Below are 16,923 nucleotides of genomic sequence, written 5' to 3'. Positions count from 1 at the left end.
GTTGATAATGTTAAGTACAAAAATTGAAGGTATTAATATCGAACAACCCTATATAGGTAAAGTGTATATAGAGAATGACTTAATTACTTGTAATAATGGTCGGCTCAAATTAACACTTTCGCCAAATGACTTCCTTAATTATGAGTCAGGCGATATTATCTCTATTATGCCCGATGGGATTGTTTCTATTTTATATCGTACTAGCTGGCAAGATCTAACACTTTTTGTTACAAATCAATGTAATAGTGCCTGCATAATGTGTCCTCAAGTCTGTGATAATTCTGGCCATTTTTTAAATATGAATTTACAAATACTAGAATTAAGGCCTGAGAATGTAAAGCATATAGGTATTACTGGAGGAGAACCTACTGTTTTTCCTGATGTAGTTGTTGAGTTGCTAAATCGGGTTCATGATATTTATCCAGATACTCCGGTTTCTTTTTTGACTAACGGTCGTGCGTTTAAAAACTTGAATCTAGTTAAAAAGATTACGAGTATTGGTCATTCTAAATTACTTTTCTGTATTCCCTTATATGCAGCAAATTATGAACAGCATGACTACATAGTTGGTAGTAAGGGGGCATTTGTTGATACTATTAAAGGAATTTTTAACCTATTTAGAATGAGGCAATTAGTAGAAATTAGAACTGTTTTATTCAGTAAGACTATAGGTAATATTAAATTATTAGCTGATTATATATCTAGGAATTTACCATTTGTACGACATGTTGCTATTATGGGCATGGAATACAGTGGATATGCAGCGAAAAATAGCAATGAATTTTGGATAGATCCATTTGACTATAAGGAGATACTCGATTCTACGGCATTATCACTATATAGACGAGGTATGATGACATCGATTTATAATATACCTTTGTGTTTACTGACAGAACGTGTGCGATTTTTAGCAAGAGATAGTATCTCTGCTTGGAAAAAGACTTACCCTATTAGTTGCAATACTTGTAGTGTAAAAGAACAATGCTGTGGCATTTTTGAAACATCTATCAATATAAGTGAGCATATTATACCTTTATAAAGATATAAATATTGAAGCCTTGTTAAATTAGGTGAAGTTTATGAAAATTAAATCAATTTTTGTTTTAATTTTGTTAGTATGTCTTTATTCAAATGTTTTGGCTGCTATATATCCTCAAAATTTATTTGATAATCCTAGTTACCAATTAATCAATGCGCGGCAGGATAAAGCTATTTATATGGATGCCTCTTCCATAGTATTAAAAACTAATACAAAAGAGGAGTTGCTATTAGCGGTTAATGAAGTTTCTGCAAGTTTTGATTATGATCGATTAACTGATATTGAATCTTTTAAGGATATCGATCAAGTTAGAACTGTATGGTATTATAAACCACTAGATGAAAATAAAACTTATATGACAGGTGTAGAAATTGGCGTAAATAAAATATTATTACCCCCATATATAGGGGATAAATATGTATATTATTCAACTGATAATGGTTATAGTTGGATGCCATTTGATACTACTGTTAATTCTGGGCCTACAAGAATTCGAGCAAGAGCATTTAACTTAGTTATGCAAAATATGTAATATAAAAATAAGGAGTCTACTTAAGGTATGTAAGTAGACTCCTTATTTTTATAACTATTTATAACTTATTTTAGATGAAAAAAATATGAAAAAGTACTATAATTAATTTATTATACTCGTATTTTTATTAGTTGTGTGAGGGGTTATTCATGAAATATTGGGAGTTCCCGGGTGGATTTGGTCTTACACCTACCGGGTCTAATGGTGCAGGGATAGAAACATTCTTAGATAATATTCCTATGTCATTAACTCGTGAGGTTTTACAAAACTCTATTGATGCGCATCAAAAAGGTCTTGATGCGCCTGTTCGTGTTGAGTTTAAATTTGAAACGATTCAGGCAAAAGAAATTTTAGGTGAAAATGAATTAATAAATGATATTTTGCCTAAAGCTGAACGTTTTTGGAAAGAGAAGAATAATGCAGATACATTGCATTATTTAGAGACCTTTAAGTCGGTATTAACTAGTGAGCCTATCGATATGCTAGTTATTAGTGACTATAATACAACAGGTTTAAATAATAAGAATTTCGCTTCCCTTATTGAAGGTGATGCGTATTCTGAAAAAAACGATGAAACATCTGCAGGGAGTAAAGGTATTGGTAAGGCAGCACCATTTGCTGCATCCAATTTGCGTACAGTCTTTTATAATAGTAAGTCTACTAATGATGGAAATAAATTTGCAGGCGTTATCAATTTTGTATCTTATCGTGATGATGAGAAAGTCTCTTTTGATGGATCTACGGCTAGTTATATTACACAATCACGAGGACGTTTGTCTAATGATATCGAGGTACCAGTGAGATTTACGCAGAATCGACAAGAGTATGGTACAGACTTGTTTGTAATGGGTTTAAAGAAGATAGAGAATTGGAAGGAAAAAATTATTTTAGCGGTCCTCAATAATTTTCTTGTAGCTCTTCAGAATAATAAACTTGAAGTTATTGTTGGTGATGAAAAAATTAATCAACTGACATTATCAGACTATTTGAAGTCTATTAAAGAGACCTTAAAAATTGGTGAATATAATCTTTCTACGGATGAAAGAAATACTTTCTACAATACGTACTCTTATTATTTAGCGCTTTCATCTGAGCATAAAAAAATCTTTACTATTCCTGAAGAATGGATAGAAGAGTATTCATTCATAGAAGATACTGATAATGCCAATTTATATTTAGTGTTAGATGAAGAACATCCTACAAGACGAGTTCTTCAAACTAGACGAAGTGGTATGACTATATTTGAAAGAAATCGTATTAATGGGTCCATTCCATTCTCAGGTGTTTTCTATGCTACAGGTCATAAATTAAACGTTTTCTTGAAAAAGTTAGAAAATGTTAATCATGATAATTGGAGTACAGATCGAGAAGATGATAGTAATCGAAAAAAATCGGAGCATTTCTTAAAGGCCTTATATCATTGGTATAAAGCAAAAGTTGAAGAATGTTTTGGTAGTGAAGATGGAGAAGCTATTAAAGCTTTTGGCTTAAATGATTTGTTGCCTATGATGGCACCTAAAGATGGGGATGCCGATAAGACTGAAGATAGTGGTATTACTTCTCGAGTTAGTAATGTTGCAATTAAAGAGAAAGCCTCTAAGCCGAGTGTCACTGATGAGGATTCAGAGTCTAAAACATTAGACCGTATTATGACTGAAATTGAGTTAGGAGATGGTGATTCTACAGGTTCCGGTAGCGAACGTAAAGGTGAAGGTGGAGGAAATTCTTCTGATAACCAATATGGTCATGGTGAGGATGAGCCAGGCGAACAAGGTGAAGTGGATGGTGGAGATTCTAGTGTAAGTGTTAAATTTACTGAAGTAAATAATCCAGATTATTTAAAGATGAAGATTATTGATGTAGATTCTGACAATGGAATGTACCGATTAATTGGTATTACGACTAAACGTAAGAATCGCTTAGGTTTTTCCTTCCAATCTATTGGTGAGAATGGAGTTGCCTATAATAAGACTATAAAAGAAGTAAGCTCAAATAGTGGAAATCTAGTTAAATTACATGGTTCTAAAAAGTTTAGTGTAGAAGACTTAGAAATCAATAAACGATTTGTTATAGATTTTACTATCGAAGATCGTATGCGTGTGAAGATGAAAGGGGTTACATATGAACTTAAAGGCTGATTTATTTCCATATCCTGTTTTAACCCCTGAGTTAGATGATTATCTCGATAATAATAGTTTTGATGCTCAAATTAATGTGAACCCTGAAAGTTCAGGTGTTATTTCTGTTGCCGCTAGTTTTAAACTTGATAATCAAGGCTTAAAAAAATTGGTGGACTCTGGTAATGCTCGTTATGCACTTCATGTGGAAGGTGTAGCTAGTAGTTATCGTAAATTATGGATTAATAATGAGGATCAAACTTTCATAAGAAATACTATATTTGAAGAGGATATTCGTAAAAAGCTACAAATCAATGCTATGGTTATTGCTAATGCGGATATTGATAACTATTCAAATATTAACTTCAATGATCTATATTATGATGAAGACTATGCGGTTACAAATTTAAAAAAAGGTGATATTTTAGCTTTTTTACCTACTAAAGAAGTTGTAATAGATCTTGAGTCTGGTCGTAGTGGAACTGAGTCTATATTCACTGTAGCACCTCATAACGAGCCATATATGAATGTAGAGCTGAGCGGAGATACTATTGTTTTAAATCTTCCTACAGAGGTATTTTCTATATATAAACATTGTGGAAATAGCATTCAATCTAAAGAATATTTTATTTCACTCTTCTTTATTCCTGCATTAACCTTTGTGTTATCAGAAATTAAGAATAAGAATGTATCAGAAGATTTGGATTGGTATCAATCTATAGATGCCCTATTAACGCAAGAAGGAATTAATCTAAATAATGAAAGTACATTAGCTATAGCTCAGCGGTTGTTGAATTGTCCGTTGATCAAAAGTGTGCATGATAAGTTTGCTGGAGATGAAGTAAATGACTAGATATATTAAATATGTAACGGATGAATTTCTAAAAGAGTTTAAAAATGAATTCCTTGTAAAGTATGCGCACCTTTATAAAAGTAATGATATAGATAAATTAAAAGCTATTTTTTCTGATCCTAATCATGTTATAGAGACAAGTATCGAGTACGAGTATGAACCATTGGAGGTTGAACCTAAGGAATATGATGCGGACATTGTAAGACGTAATATTAGACGTGTATGGGAAAGCCTTAAGGTATTAACTCCAGTTCAAGCTGAAATGGAGAAAATTTGGGTTGCATTAGCCCATACAGATTATCTCGATTATCAGATTGGAATTTTTAATAGCCAAATTGCTAATCCTGATAAGAAAAAGCGTGAAGAATCTAGTTTGAAGTCACGTACTATTTTTGTTAATGGTGCAAAACGATCTTTAGCTATACATAATCTTGCGATTTTATGGTGGTTGGCATATTACTTTAGAGATGATCAAAATATAGAGGCTCCATATCATTTAATAGACTTTTTTGTGTCTACTCCATATCGTGGTAATGCGGTAGCTCTTTTATCTAGTAATATTATTTCTAATAAAGAAATTGCATTAGGTATTTTGGAAGCCGTAAAAGTTCTTGTAGAAGAAAAGGGTATGGTTGTAAACCGGTACCCTTATTCTGAAGCTGGTAAAATCTTAAACGAGGTCGGCGGTGTTAGAATTTTAGACACTCTCACCCGTGAAGAAGTTAAAGCCATTCTAATTAAAAACCTTCCTAATTCACAAAAGATTACATTTAATATCAATATTAAATCTAGTAATAATTTATTAGTAGCAAATAACTCTATATTCTAATTTAATAAAGATATAGGTGGAGTAAAAAATTTTTACCGTTGATGAGATTTAGCGTTAACTTGTTTATATTAAGGACAGAGATAAAAATTTGCTAAGGGTTTTAGTATTAATATTTGATTGGAGGAGTATATATGTCAACATCTATTCAGGTTAATAAACAAAGTGTAACTGAGCTCTTTGAGAGCGCTAAAAAAAAGCCATTTCTTATTCCAGAATATCAAAGACCATATGCATGGGAAGAGGAACAGGTAGATACTTTGTTTGAAGATATTTGGGACTATTCTTTAAATTATAATAACAATATGAATGATAATTATTTTTTGGGAAGTGTAGTTTCATTTGATAATGAATCTGGTAATCAAGAAATCATAGATGGGCAACAACGTATCACTACATTATTTCTTTTATTGAGAGCTATCTTACATAAGTTAGAATCTATGTCTTCTGGAAAAGAAGTTACATTTTTAACGAGTCGTGTAAGCTCTTTAATTTGGACAACAGACCCTTTAACTGGTGAAGCAGATACTAAGAGTGTATTATTAAAATCAAATGTAATTAATAATTTAGGAAATCAGATACTTCAAGATATACTAATAACAGGAATCACTATTGATGGTAATAAGGATAATTATAGCAAGAATTATAATTATTTTTTACAAAAAATAGAAGGTAAGTCTACGCAAGAGCCTTTTAAAATTTTCAACTTTATAGTGGCATTATTAGATGGATGTATATTATTGCCAATAAAAGCAAACTCTCAAGATACAGCATTAACGATATTTTCTACACTGAATGACCGAGGTTTAGCTCTTTCTGATGTAGATATTTTTAAGGCGCAAATGTATAATAATTTACCTAGTCAAGCGAGAAGTCATTTTATCACTAATTGGCAAAATTTAATTGAGTTAGCTGATCAAGGGGGAGAAAATATTCAAAATCTATTCTATTATTATATGTTTTACTTAAGAGCTAAAGATGATGATAAAAAGACAACTACACCTGGTTTAAGGAAGTATTTAGGACAGAATAAGTTTAAGGCTATTAAGTCGCCAGTTATTATGGATGAACTTAAATTGATCGGTGAGTTTTGGTCTGCCTTAAAGGGGCCTAATCAATCTATTGTATGGGCTAATAATAAAGAGATAAAAAAATTTATAGATGTATTACGTTCATATCCTAATGATTTTTGGAAATATCCAGTTGTAATTTTCTATTTGAAATATCATAAGGATATAGATTTTGTTAATAAATTCAAAGTATTTTTGAAAAAACTATCGGTAGATGCAATAATGCCTTATATACTAACACCAACAGCTAATGCGATTAAGCCAGCTATATTGAAGTTAAATTCAAGTATTATTCATGACGCAAAACCTAAGTTTGAATTTAAAGTTAATATGTCTGATGTAAAAGCCCGTTATAAGGACTTACCTAACAATGCAGTTTCATTAATTTTAAAGTTATTAGTTTATCGTAAGCAAGATGAACTTTTGCCAGAAAAATGGCATATCGAGCATATTTTTCCTAAGAAGTATGACTCTCAATATTTTAATAGTAGTATAGAGAACTATATCGAAATGATAGGTAATAAAATCCCTCTTGAATCTAAACTCAATATTCGTGCAAGTAATAATTTCTTTATAGAAAAGCGAAAAGAGTATGCGAAATCTAAGATTAAAGTTGTTAATGAGCTAGGGAATAGTCATAGCTCGTGGGCTCAAGCTGAAATAGAGTCTAGAACGGATCGGATAGCAAACACTATTAGTGATCTTCAGAAGGATTTTACTTTAGAATATGAGCAAACAGTATTTTAATTAAATATTGATTCTACATGGAATTATAGTAAAACAAAATAAAAATATAGTTAACGTTATTGATAAGTTCGTGTAGAGTCATTCCACGAAAATATATACCTTTTAAACTTAAGGTTATGGTATTGATTAAATTTCTAATTCACAGAAATTCTTAGAGAACCTTCCTCGAGTCGTTAGAGTACAATAAAGTTACAGGTGAACTTGTTGTACCTGGATTATTTTAAAGTAAAGTTGTTTTAAAATTTACTTATGCTTTTTCCATAGAGTTTTATACCGCTTAGCTTAAAGGCTAAGCGGTATTTTTATATTAAAATTAAAATTTCGGATTTTACATGCGTAACATTTGCCCCATCTCTCTTGTTATAGTATAGGTGTAGAGTTGTCGTTTATCCTAGTTTGTGTTGAGTGAGGTGGCAAATATGGACGTCTTAGTTAGATCTCAGCTTAATAGTATTGTTCAGTCGTATATAGGTAAGCAAATCATGATAGTTGTGCCTAGCCAGTGCGTAAAGCAAGGGAGTGATGCGGAGGAGCGAACTAATCATTTAGCTATTAATAGTCAAAAGATATGTCGATTAGGTGCTAACAATCAAGCGGTGCTAGGTTTGCCTTACTCTTACACGACAGGCCGTGATTGGAAGCGTTATCGTATTCAGGGGCTAGTTGGAGATGAAGTTTTTGGTATGGAGCTCATCTGTTGGAATCCTGATAGATTAGAGGACTTGCAAGAGGTAGCGGCGTGGTATGTGCAGCAATATGGTGCTCAACAGGTCTTGTTTATTTCTTTAAAGGGCGAGGCTAAAATCTGGAATTATGAGAACAATCGGATTACTGGACATATTACATTAGGCTCGTTTCAAGCTGAGCATATAGAAACGTATGGAAAGATGTTATTAGATGGTTCGCAACGTACAGATGCGGTATATGTGTGTCAGTCCATAGCAGATGAGTATCGTCAAGTTTGCGTACCTTATTGTGACCGTAGCAATCTAGAGGTCTTTGGACAGCTATCTAATCATTTAGGCGCAGATTATATTCTCTTCGTTCCAGCCATCAATCATCAGGTAGAAGGGCGTACAATGCAGCAGTATCTTGCTTTTCTTGATGTGCCCTATGATAAGGTTCATCATTATTTTTCCTCGAATGATAGCGGATTATATTACGTTCTTTATGTCCGTCATTGTAAGTTAAAGCTAGTACTTGATGTATTACAGTTGTTGGTTGATGACAGGGATAGGAAACCACTACTATATGTAACACCAGAAGGAAACTTCTATGAATTGAGACGTGATATGAGCATATTGAAAAGTTGTGGAGTATTCTCTCGAGAGTCTTATGAAGCGATATTTACTAAGTCATATAAAGCAATCCTACAAATACAATTAGATACGAACTTTCACTATCATCGACCTAATATGTTCACTAGAATGGGCGGGGCGATGATACTTGGACAGATAAAATAAATATTTATGGCGATATATTTTTGCTTGAAGGTAGCTCCAATACATACCGTAGATATGTATTGGAGCATTAGTTTTACCTATGCATCTTAGTTATTTTTAAAATTTTCATGAATGTGTTATTGTTATATTTATAATGAGTTAATTGCACAATATCCATTCAGAGGTATTATGTATAATCGAACAAATTATATATATTGTTATTAGTTTTAATAGAATAGTGAAATGTATTAGCCCACAATGTGCTAGTATGTTTCTTTGGAAATGAATATGGTTCAATCAATAGAGCGTGGTATTGAGATACTCAGGTTGTTAGAGGAGGGCCCTCTTGGTGTGACTGAGTTGGCGAATGCAACAGCGTTGCCGAAGACGACGGTCCATCGGTTACTCAAGACCTTTGAGGCGCATCATTGGGTTGAGTTCAATCGAGACAAGAAGTATCAGTTGTCTTGGGGCGTTTTGCCTATGGCAAAGTCTTTCCTTACGTCTTTGGATGTGCGTGCCATTGCGCAGCCATACATGGTGGCTATCCGCGATCAGTTGCAGCAGTCCGTGAATTTGTTCTTGGCGCAGGGCGATTATCGCATCTGTATCGAGCGCGTTGCGGCGGATAAGCCCTTGCGTAACGACATCAAGATCGGTACGGTGTACCCTATCTTTAAAGGGGCGGCGGGCAAGATTTTTGGAGCCTATCTAGGGGACCTCAAGGATACTGATATGAGTGCTAGTGAAAGCTCCCAAATTCGTCATGATGGCTATGTGGTAACACGAGGCAATCGAGTGCCTGATGCGGCATCGATAGCAGTGCCTATCTTCTCTTTTGGCAATAAGCTAGAGGCGGTGATGACCATCTCTGGTCCAATAGGGGACTACACGGAAGAGCGCGTCAACGAGTATCTATCTGTCATGATGACATTAGGTCAAACCATTTCTAAACAAATGGGAGCGACCTTATAATTTTATTTTTTACCCATTTTATGGAATGGCGTTCCATTATATGGAACATAAAGGTATATAGAAGATAAAGTTAGGTTTTATAGTTTGTATGTAGGAGGTAGAAATGAGTCAGCTTTTACAAGAGATTGAATCATTAAGACAGCCCATGAAGGAGTTGAACGATTTCATTTTCGATCATCCTGAGCTGGGGAACGAAGAGTTTCAAGCCCATGAGTTGTTGACGAATTTATTGGAGAAGGAAGGTTTCACCGTAGACCGTGAGGTAAGTGGTCTTAAGACTGCCTTTAGAGCGCTGTATCACGTAAACGGTGGCGGCCCTAAGATCGGTTTACTTTGCGAGTACGATGCTCTTGAAGGCTTAGGCCATGCGTGTGGTCACAATTTACAAGGTCCATCTATCTGTACGGCGGCCATAGCTTTGAAACGTACGTTAAAGGCGCCTTGTACGCTAGTTGTCTACGGTACGCCTGCAGAGGAAACAGCGAGCGGCAAGCTCGTTATGGCTCGGGAAGGCGTGTTTGACGATTTAGACCTTGCTTTCATGATGCACGGCAGCGATACGACGACGGTAGACGGCAAGTCTTTGGCATTGAATCTCGTGAATATCAAGTTCCACGGCAAGTCTGCTCACGCGGCAATTGCTCCAGAGAAGGGCATCAGCGCTCTTGATGCGGTGTTGTTGTTCTTTAACGGCATGGAGTACTTGCGCGAGCACGTGCCGACTGAGGTTCGCATGCACGGTATCATCACTGATGGCGGCAAGGCAGCGAACATCGTTCCGGATTATGCGTGCACTCAATGGTATATTCGTTCTTCCAGTCGCATTCGTCTCGACGAGGTTGTGGCTCGTGTGAAAGACGTGGCTCAAGGGGCGGCCTTACAGGTAGGCGCTACTATGGAATGGGAAGAGGTTAAGGCGTACGACAACAAAGTCAATGTACAAACCTTGAACGATATACTTTTAAAAAATGCAGAAAAAATAGGGGCCCCAGAGATTTCTGAGCCTCGCAAGGTGACGGGATCCACCGATTTCTCTAGCGTGACGTTCCGCGTGCCAGGTGCTTGTTTGCGGGTAAAATTCGTAGGCAAGGGCGTAACGAGTCATTCTCAGGAATGGTTAGACAATGGTAAAAGCCAGCTCGCTGAGGACGCTATCATGTATGGCGCGAAGGGCATTGCTTTATCTGTTGAGGAAATCCTTGAAACACCAGGCTTGTTAGAAAAAATCAAAGAAGATTTCAAACGAGCGAAGGAAAACTTCTAAGTATTGTGTTGTAAATGGAGGGAACATGTATGAATTTGTTAGTTTGTTTATTGGTTATCACCATAACGGGGACGCTTGTTATTAAGAAGTTTAAAGCGCAAACCGTATTGTTGTTAGGCGGTCTTATTATGATGTTTGCCGCGTACTTGTTAGGCTATACAACATCTTTTGTAGAAGCGAAGAAGTCCACAGGGGTTCTTTTCTTTGATGCATTTGAATTCATTAACATTACCACTGCTAAAGATGCAGCAAACCTTGGTCTCATGATCATGACTTGTACTGGTTTCGCCAAGTACATGGACCACATCGGGGCTAGCTCTCGCCTCGTTGTAACAGCTATTAAACCACTTGGTAAGATGAAATCTGCGTACCTAGTAATGGCGCTTACATTTATCCTCAATATGTTCATGTCTTTAGTAATCCCAAGTGCTTCTGGCCTTGCGATGCTCATGATGGTAACAATCTTCCCAATCCTTGTGCGCTTAGGCGTTAGCCCAGTCGGTGCTGCGGCGGCTGTTGCTACAGGCCACTTGCTCGACATCGGTCCTGCCTCTGCTACTACATTGCTCGTATCTAAAACAGTAAACATGCCAGTTCATGAATACTTTGTAGGGTATCAGTTGAAAGTCTATATTATCTGTGGCTTGATGGCGGCTATTGCTCACTTTATCTGGCAAAAATATATGGATAAAAAATCTGGCCACATCCCTGCAGAATATGTAGAAGAGCATAAAACGGATGATCTTGAAGTCGGTCCATTACCTTATATTTTCTTACCATTGTTACCATTAATCTTTATTCTTGGCTTCAGCGACTATGCTATTCAAGGCGTTAAGATGAACGTAAACCTTGCGATGTTCCTTAGCTTGTTCATCGCTATGGGTTGTGAACTCATCCGTCATCGTGACTTCCGTAAAATGGCGGCTAGCATCCAAACCTTCTTCAAAGGCATGGGCGACCAATTTGCAAACACTGTAACATTGATCGTTGCTGGTGAAACATTCGCATTCGGTTTGACTTCTTTAGGCATCGTAAAAGAATTCGTTGCCGCTATCCAAGGCCTTGCAATCTCCGCTGACGTAGTAGGCGTTATCGTATCTGGTATTATCACTGGTTTAAGTATCGTAATGGGCTCTGGCGTTGCGTCTATGTTCGCCTTTGCTCCACTAGTTCCAAACTTTGCAGCTGACCTTGGTGGTAATGCTACAACAATCCTTCTAGGCATGCAAAACGCAGCTAGCGTAGGACGTCTACTCAGCCCAATTAGTGCTGTTATGATCGCCGTAGCTGGTATCGCAAACATCTCCAGCTTTGACCTCGTAAAACGTACAAGCGTACCTGTAATTGTTACTTTCATTACAAGTACAATTGCGATCTGGATTATTCACTAATTTGAAGCTAGCAATTCACAAAAAAATAAAATAATAGCTAAAGGCTTTACCTTAATTGGTAGAGCCTTTATTGATAGTTGAAAGAGTATTTTTTGATTAAAATGAATAAATGATGAAAATTAATCATTGTAATGAGCATAAGTTAGACTTATAATTATAATATATTGTGCAATTTTAGGTTATTATTGTTTTTTATATATTTATAGTTAGTTAGACCATACTATAAGGGGTTGTATGGCTAAGATTTTACTATGAATTCAAGGGGAATAATCATGAATAAGAAGTTGTTAGTATTAGCTGGGATTATGTCTGTATTGTGTGCAAATGGTTTAACGGTCTATGCAGATTCTACTGTTTCCACGAATAGTGAGAATTTGTTAGTTAATAGGAGTACGAATGCGGATGGTTCTACGAATTATGAGATTTCTACGACGAATTATCCTACATATCAGGGCACGTTTATAGGTACTGGTGGGGATATTAACCACGGTATTCGCATTGAATCTGATGGTATATCTATTAGTGATACGGTAGAAGCAAATGCGGGCCATCCTGATGATCGTCATGCGCATTTCGGGGCAGGTCACTTTGATATGTATAACGGCACTCATGAGCTCGTTTGGGAAAAGGATTATGGCTTGGCCATTCTAGACCGAAAAGAAAATAAATACATGGCGCAAATGGAGCCTAAAACTTTCACCATGACCAATACACAAAGTGGTGATAAATCCGAGCTCAGCACAGATGGTACGAAGATTCTGCACTTTGATAATGACGAGAGCATTGAATACAATACGAATTATGGTTATAAAGGGGTAACAATCACGACTACTGATGGGGACCATGACAATGAGAAAACTGTGTCTCTTACTGACAAAGGCCTTGATAATGGGAACAATAAGATTGTAAATGTGTCTAAAGGCAATGTATCCAAGACGTCTACTGACGCTATCAACGGTAGTCAGTTGCACGAAGTGAAAACGCAGGTGGACAATAATACGAATCGTATTTCTACGCTCGAAAATAACACAGTTAACATTGGTGACAAGGTGCTCAATAACGCCAAGTCCTATACGGATCGTCAGGTGGCAAAGGTTGGAGCTGCCTCTGCGGCACTAGCGGGGCTTCATTATTTGGACTACAATCCAAACGATAAATGGTCCTTTGCCACTAGCTTGGGCCACTATAAACACTCAAATGTTGGCGCTATCGGTGCATCCTATCAGCCGAACGAAAACTCCATGGTTCACGCTGGCGTTACCGTTGGTGGTGAAAGCATGTTTAACATCGGTGCTTCTTTCAAAGTGGGCGAACAAGATCCGACACTCAAAACAAGCCGCTTTGAAATGGCGAAACAAATCAAAGACCTACAAGCCGATAATGCATCACTGCGCGCAGACAATGATGAACTACGGGCTGAAGTGAATGAAATTAAAGCAGCGTTACAAAAATTACAATAAGCATAAATAGGCACGTTCTCGAGGATATAGTATACTTATACTAATGCTAATGAGAGAACGTGCCTATTATTGTTTGAGAGGTGTTGTATGAAACTAAAAAGTATTTTGTTAAGTTTGGCTATGGCAGTCGCTTTCACCATGCCTATTGATGCGGCGCAATATACTGTGCCTGAAGGACAGCCGCCTGTGCCAGGGGCTGATGCAAGTATTCCGGATAATGCATATCAGAACTATCGTTATGATAAGACTCGTAATATTCTCACTGCTGATTACATTAAGAAATTAGAAGATTATAATAATAAAATTGATGGGGAGGTTCTTGAGAAGAAAGGTACTGTAGAGCAAGCAGAGCAATTAAAAAAAGCCTATGCAAAGTATTTGGATTTAATTATGCATGAATCCACCGCAATTTTATTACACGAAGGTGACTATAAGGCTAAAGTGACATTGCCTATTTCAGTGGTAGAAAGTTATTTTGAGGACTTGAATAAAAAGGGGAAAGGCTCCTATGTTTTTGAACATAGTGTTACTGCTGGTCTAGTAGGTACTAATGAACGAGTTGAAGACTCAGGATTTAATAAAAATGCCCAACGTAAAGGGGAATTTATCTATCCGGGCATTAGTAAAGGCTATTGGGGAATAAGAGAGCAATATGCGAATGGAAATCTACCTATAATGTATGCTGCCGTTACTTTTGATAAATACCCAAATCAGACGTACATGGCAATCCTAGGTAATAAGAATCAACCTATTACAAAAAATCTAGAGGCTACAATGGCTAATTTTGTAATCCCTTCTCTTCAACCATTAGAGAACTTAGATAATATTAGTGATGCTATTACATGGGATAATCTGACTTATCGATTACCTAAGGGGATGACTTTAGATATTGTAGATAAAAGCGATGATTTTCAAGGTCGCGTGTATGTTGGGGATGGTATGAAACTCGTTGTTGCACGGAGCCCTTTAGTTGATAAGGGAGAGTCGATACAACTATATACTAAGACTGTTTTAAACCACTTTTTCTATAAAAAGAATCCAACATTATTAAATGATAGACCTCTTCAAGCAGCTTTAATATGGAATAATGGCGTTCCTTCTTATCTTCTAGATCAATATAATCCAGGTAAGAAATCTCGTATTTACCAACTGATAAAAGATGATAAATATGAATATTATATTTTCCTTACCTATGAAGATGGTAAAAATAAGTATAGCCATATTGAACTACGCAATATAATGGAATATTTAGACTTTGGAAATGCGAAGCAACTAAGACAAGCTAGGAATAAGAGATTAAAGAAATAAGAAAAAGACCATACTTTTGGTACGGTCTTTATGGGCTGGCCTTTGGGGCATTAGTAGCGCTTATTTATCTTGGAAAAGACAAATAGCCCTCCGTTGCCTAGTGTAACTAGATAACTGAAAGGCCATTTCTCAAGATTCTTTGTTTTTAGAGATGAGCCTGACGTTACGACTCGTCTGACTATCTATTTATATTATAGTAAGGTTATGATATATCGTCAAATCATGATGAATGCCTGTATGGCATATAGTTTGATGATGTCGTCGTAACATAAGAAAACTCCTATTGGTTTAACCGATAGGAGTTTTCTCTTTAGTGTATTCTTCTAGAATATTCTTTTAGCGTATTCTTTTACATTATTCCTTTAAGTTATCAGGAATTGCCGGTGGAGCCGGTGGTTTACCCATGGATCTTTCAATGAACACCACAGCCACAAAGACGATGAGGCTGACGATGGAACCGAAGATGATGGACATGATGCCGTATGGGTTGCCCACGAATTCCCAGTACACGCCTGCTATAGAGCCGAGCACGATAGACCAAATGCCAGCGCCAGCTGTTGCATTTTTCCAAGTGAGGCCAAGTAGGAATGCGGCGAATGGGCCAGCGGATCTCATGGTGAAAGCAAATACGAGCATCGGAATGATGGCTTTACTTACGAGAGAGATAACGATGGCAATTATGCCGAGGAATAGGACGCATAGACGGCTATAATTTGTGAGCTGAGCGTCAGAGAGGCTTTTACCAAAATGATGTTCCACAATATCCTTAGTAAATACAGTAGCGGCGCCTAATAGGTCGCCTGCGCCGGATGAAAGCGTGGCCGATACGACAGCGGCCATAACGAAGCCCGCCATTACTGGAGGCATGAGGTTAAGGGCAACTGTTGCCACCGCGTTGTTCGCTTCGATGTTCGGGAACTCAGCCAATGCTACGAGGCCCAACACAGCAGGAACGAAGGCAAATAGAGCCATGATAATACCACAAATGATGGAACCAAGAACGGCTGTTTTTTCGTCCTTCGCGGCGAAGTACCGTTGTACGGATTCTTGGCCTGTGGAGAAGGTCATGAAGTACATGATAATAAGGCCGATGATGGTTTTCCAACCAACCTTAGTAAAGCCGAGCTGCTCAGGTGGCAGTTTTGCTACTACCGATTCCCAGCCGCCCACATTGTGCAATACGAAGGGCACAGCGAGGGAGAAGCCCCCAACAAGAACGAAGAAATGGATAACGTCCGTCATCGTTACGCTCCACATGCCGCCGGACATGGTGTAAATTACGAGTACCGCGCCGCAGATGAGGATAGCTAGCTCTGTTGAAAGTCCAGTGAGAACGCTAATAATAGTTGCTGTCGCTGTAATCTGTACGCCTGCTAGTGTAATTGTGGCAAGCATGGACAGAATGGATGTAATTAAATGGCTAGAGCCACCGAAGCGACGACCGATGATTTCTGGCACTGTTGTTGCCATAGCACGACGCAATAGCGGTGCGATGAAAGCAACGAGAATAACCCCAATCCCTGCAGATACTACGTACCAACCTGCAGATAGACCCCAAGAACCATACGCTTTCGCGGCTACACCAACGGTACTCCCGCCACCGATCTCCGTAGCTGCTAACGTGCCTGCCGTCATAAGAACCCCAATACGACGACCTGCGAGTAGATAGTCAGTACTATCTTTTACACGAATATGACAATACACGCCGACCAATAAGTTCAGTAATAAATAGGCACAAACAATGACCCATATAATAGTTAAAGCGTCCATATGCCACCTCCTAAACTACAAACTAGTTAGAGACACATACTAAATCACCCTTACTACTTGCGGTGCATATATCAAGTATAGTTTAATTATCCATAAAAACTGGAGAAAATACAAAGAGGAGTTTCTTGA

General features: G+C 37.3%; 13 protein-coding genes. 12 read left to right on the top strand and 1 reads right to left on the bottom strand.

Features of this window, described 5'->3' with window-relative positions; genetic code table 11:
- Positions 1-7 precede the first annotated feature (7 nt).
- The 12 genes from hxsC to VCHSUH04_RS07895 all read left to right on the top strand — a co-directional run bounded on the left by hxsC (position 8) and on the right by VCHSUH04_RS07895 (position 15,024).
- Positions 8-1,039, top strand: a complete 1,032-nt coding sequence (hxsC, locus tag VCHSUH04_RS07950) for a His-Xaa-Ser system radical SAM maturase HxsC (RefSeq protein ID WP_105086102.1) — start codon at positions 8-10, stop codon at positions 1,037-1,039.
- Between the two features lie 40 nt (positions 1,040-1,079).
- Positions 1,080-1,571 (top strand): hypothetical protein, encoded by a 492-nt coding sequence (locus tag VCHSUH04_RS07945; RefSeq protein WP_105086101.1) that lies wholly within the window; start codon positions 1,080-1,082, stop codon positions 1,569-1,571.
- 149 nt (positions 1,572-1,720) lie between these two features.
- Positions 1,721-3,709 carry a hypothetical protein gene (locus tag VCHSUH04_RS07940; RefSeq protein ID WP_105086100.1) on the top strand — a complete coding sequence of 663 codons (1,989 nt, stop codon included), beginning with the start codon at positions 1,721-1,723 and terminating at the stop codon, positions 3,707-3,709.
- Positions 3,693-4,541 (top strand): hypothetical protein, encoded by an 849-nt coding sequence (locus VCHSUH04_RS07935; RefSeq protein WP_105086099.1) that lies wholly within the window; start codon positions 3,693-3,695, stop codon positions 4,539-4,541. The genes VCHSUH04_RS07940 and VCHSUH04_RS07935 overlap by 17 nt, the downstream gene beginning before the upstream one ends.
- The gene (locus VCHSUH04_RS07930) at positions 4,534-5,370 is read left to right on the top strand and encodes a DUF6339 family protein (RefSeq protein ID WP_105086098.1); all 837 of its coding nucleotides are present in this window, start codon (positions 4,534-4,536) and stop codon (positions 5,368-5,370) included. The genes VCHSUH04_RS07935 and VCHSUH04_RS07930 overlap by 8 nt, the downstream gene beginning before the upstream one ends.
- Before the next feature lie 131 nt (positions 5,371-5,501).
- A complete protein-coding gene (locus VCHSUH04_RS07925) occupies positions 5,502-7,184 on the top strand; it encodes a DUF262 domain-containing protein (RefSeq protein ID WP_105086097.1) in 1,683 nt (560 codons plus the stop codon).
- A 419-nt stretch (positions 7,185-7,603) separates the two neighbouring features.
- The gene (locus VCHSUH04_RS07920; protein ID WP_105086096.1) at positions 7,604-8,647 is read left to right on the top strand and encodes a hypothetical protein; all 1,044 of its coding nucleotides are present in this window, start codon (positions 7,604-7,606) and stop codon (positions 8,645-8,647) included.
- A gap of 261 nt (positions 8,648-8,908) precedes the next feature.
- A complete protein-coding gene (locus VCHSUH04_RS07915; RefSeq protein WP_105086095.1) occupies positions 8,909-9,601 on the top strand; it encodes an IclR family transcriptional regulator in 693 nt (230 codons plus the stop codon).
- Positions 9,602-9,704: 103 nt separating this feature from the next.
- A complete protein-coding gene (locus VCHSUH04_RS07910) occupies positions 9,705-10,865 on the top strand; it encodes a M20 family metallopeptidase (RefSeq protein ID WP_105086094.1) in 1,161 nt (386 codons plus the stop codon).
- Between the two features lie 29 nt (positions 10,866-10,894).
- Positions 10,895-12,256 (top strand): C4-dicarboxylate transporter DcuC, encoded by a 1,362-nt coding sequence (dcuC, locus tag VCHSUH04_RS07905; protein ID WP_105086093.1) that lies wholly within the window; start codon positions 10,895-10,897, stop codon positions 12,254-12,256.
- A gap of 272 nt (positions 12,257-12,528) precedes the next feature.
- On the top strand, positions 12,529-13,716 hold the full coding sequence (locus tag VCHSUH04_RS07900; RefSeq protein WP_233188339.1) for a YadA-like family protein: 1,188 nt from the start codon (positions 12,529-12,531) through the stop codon (positions 13,714-13,716).
- A gap of 87 nt (positions 13,717-13,803) precedes the next feature.
- Positions 13,804-15,024 (top strand): hypothetical protein, encoded by a 1,221-nt coding sequence (locus tag VCHSUH04_RS07895; protein WP_105086092.1) that lies wholly within the window; start codon positions 13,804-13,806, stop codon positions 15,022-15,024.
- 354 nt (positions 15,025-15,378) lie between these two features.
- Here VCHSUH04_RS07895 and VCHSUH04_RS07890 read toward each other — a convergent pair whose 3' ends face one another.
- Positions 15,379-16,794, bottom strand: a complete 1,416-nt coding sequence (locus VCHSUH04_RS07890) for a sodium:solute symporter (protein WP_105086091.1) — start codon at positions 16,792-16,794, stop codon at positions 15,379-15,381.
- Positions 16,795-16,923 lie beyond the last annotated feature (129 nt).

The organism is Veillonella sp. T14073-2, assembly GCF_002959875.1.
Classification (GTDB): Bacteria; Bacillota; Negativicutes; order Veillonellales; family Veillonellaceae; genus Veillonella; species Veillonella infantium.
Note: the sequence above shows the minus strand (reverse complement) of the source record. Positions and strands in the feature narration are given on the sequence as shown.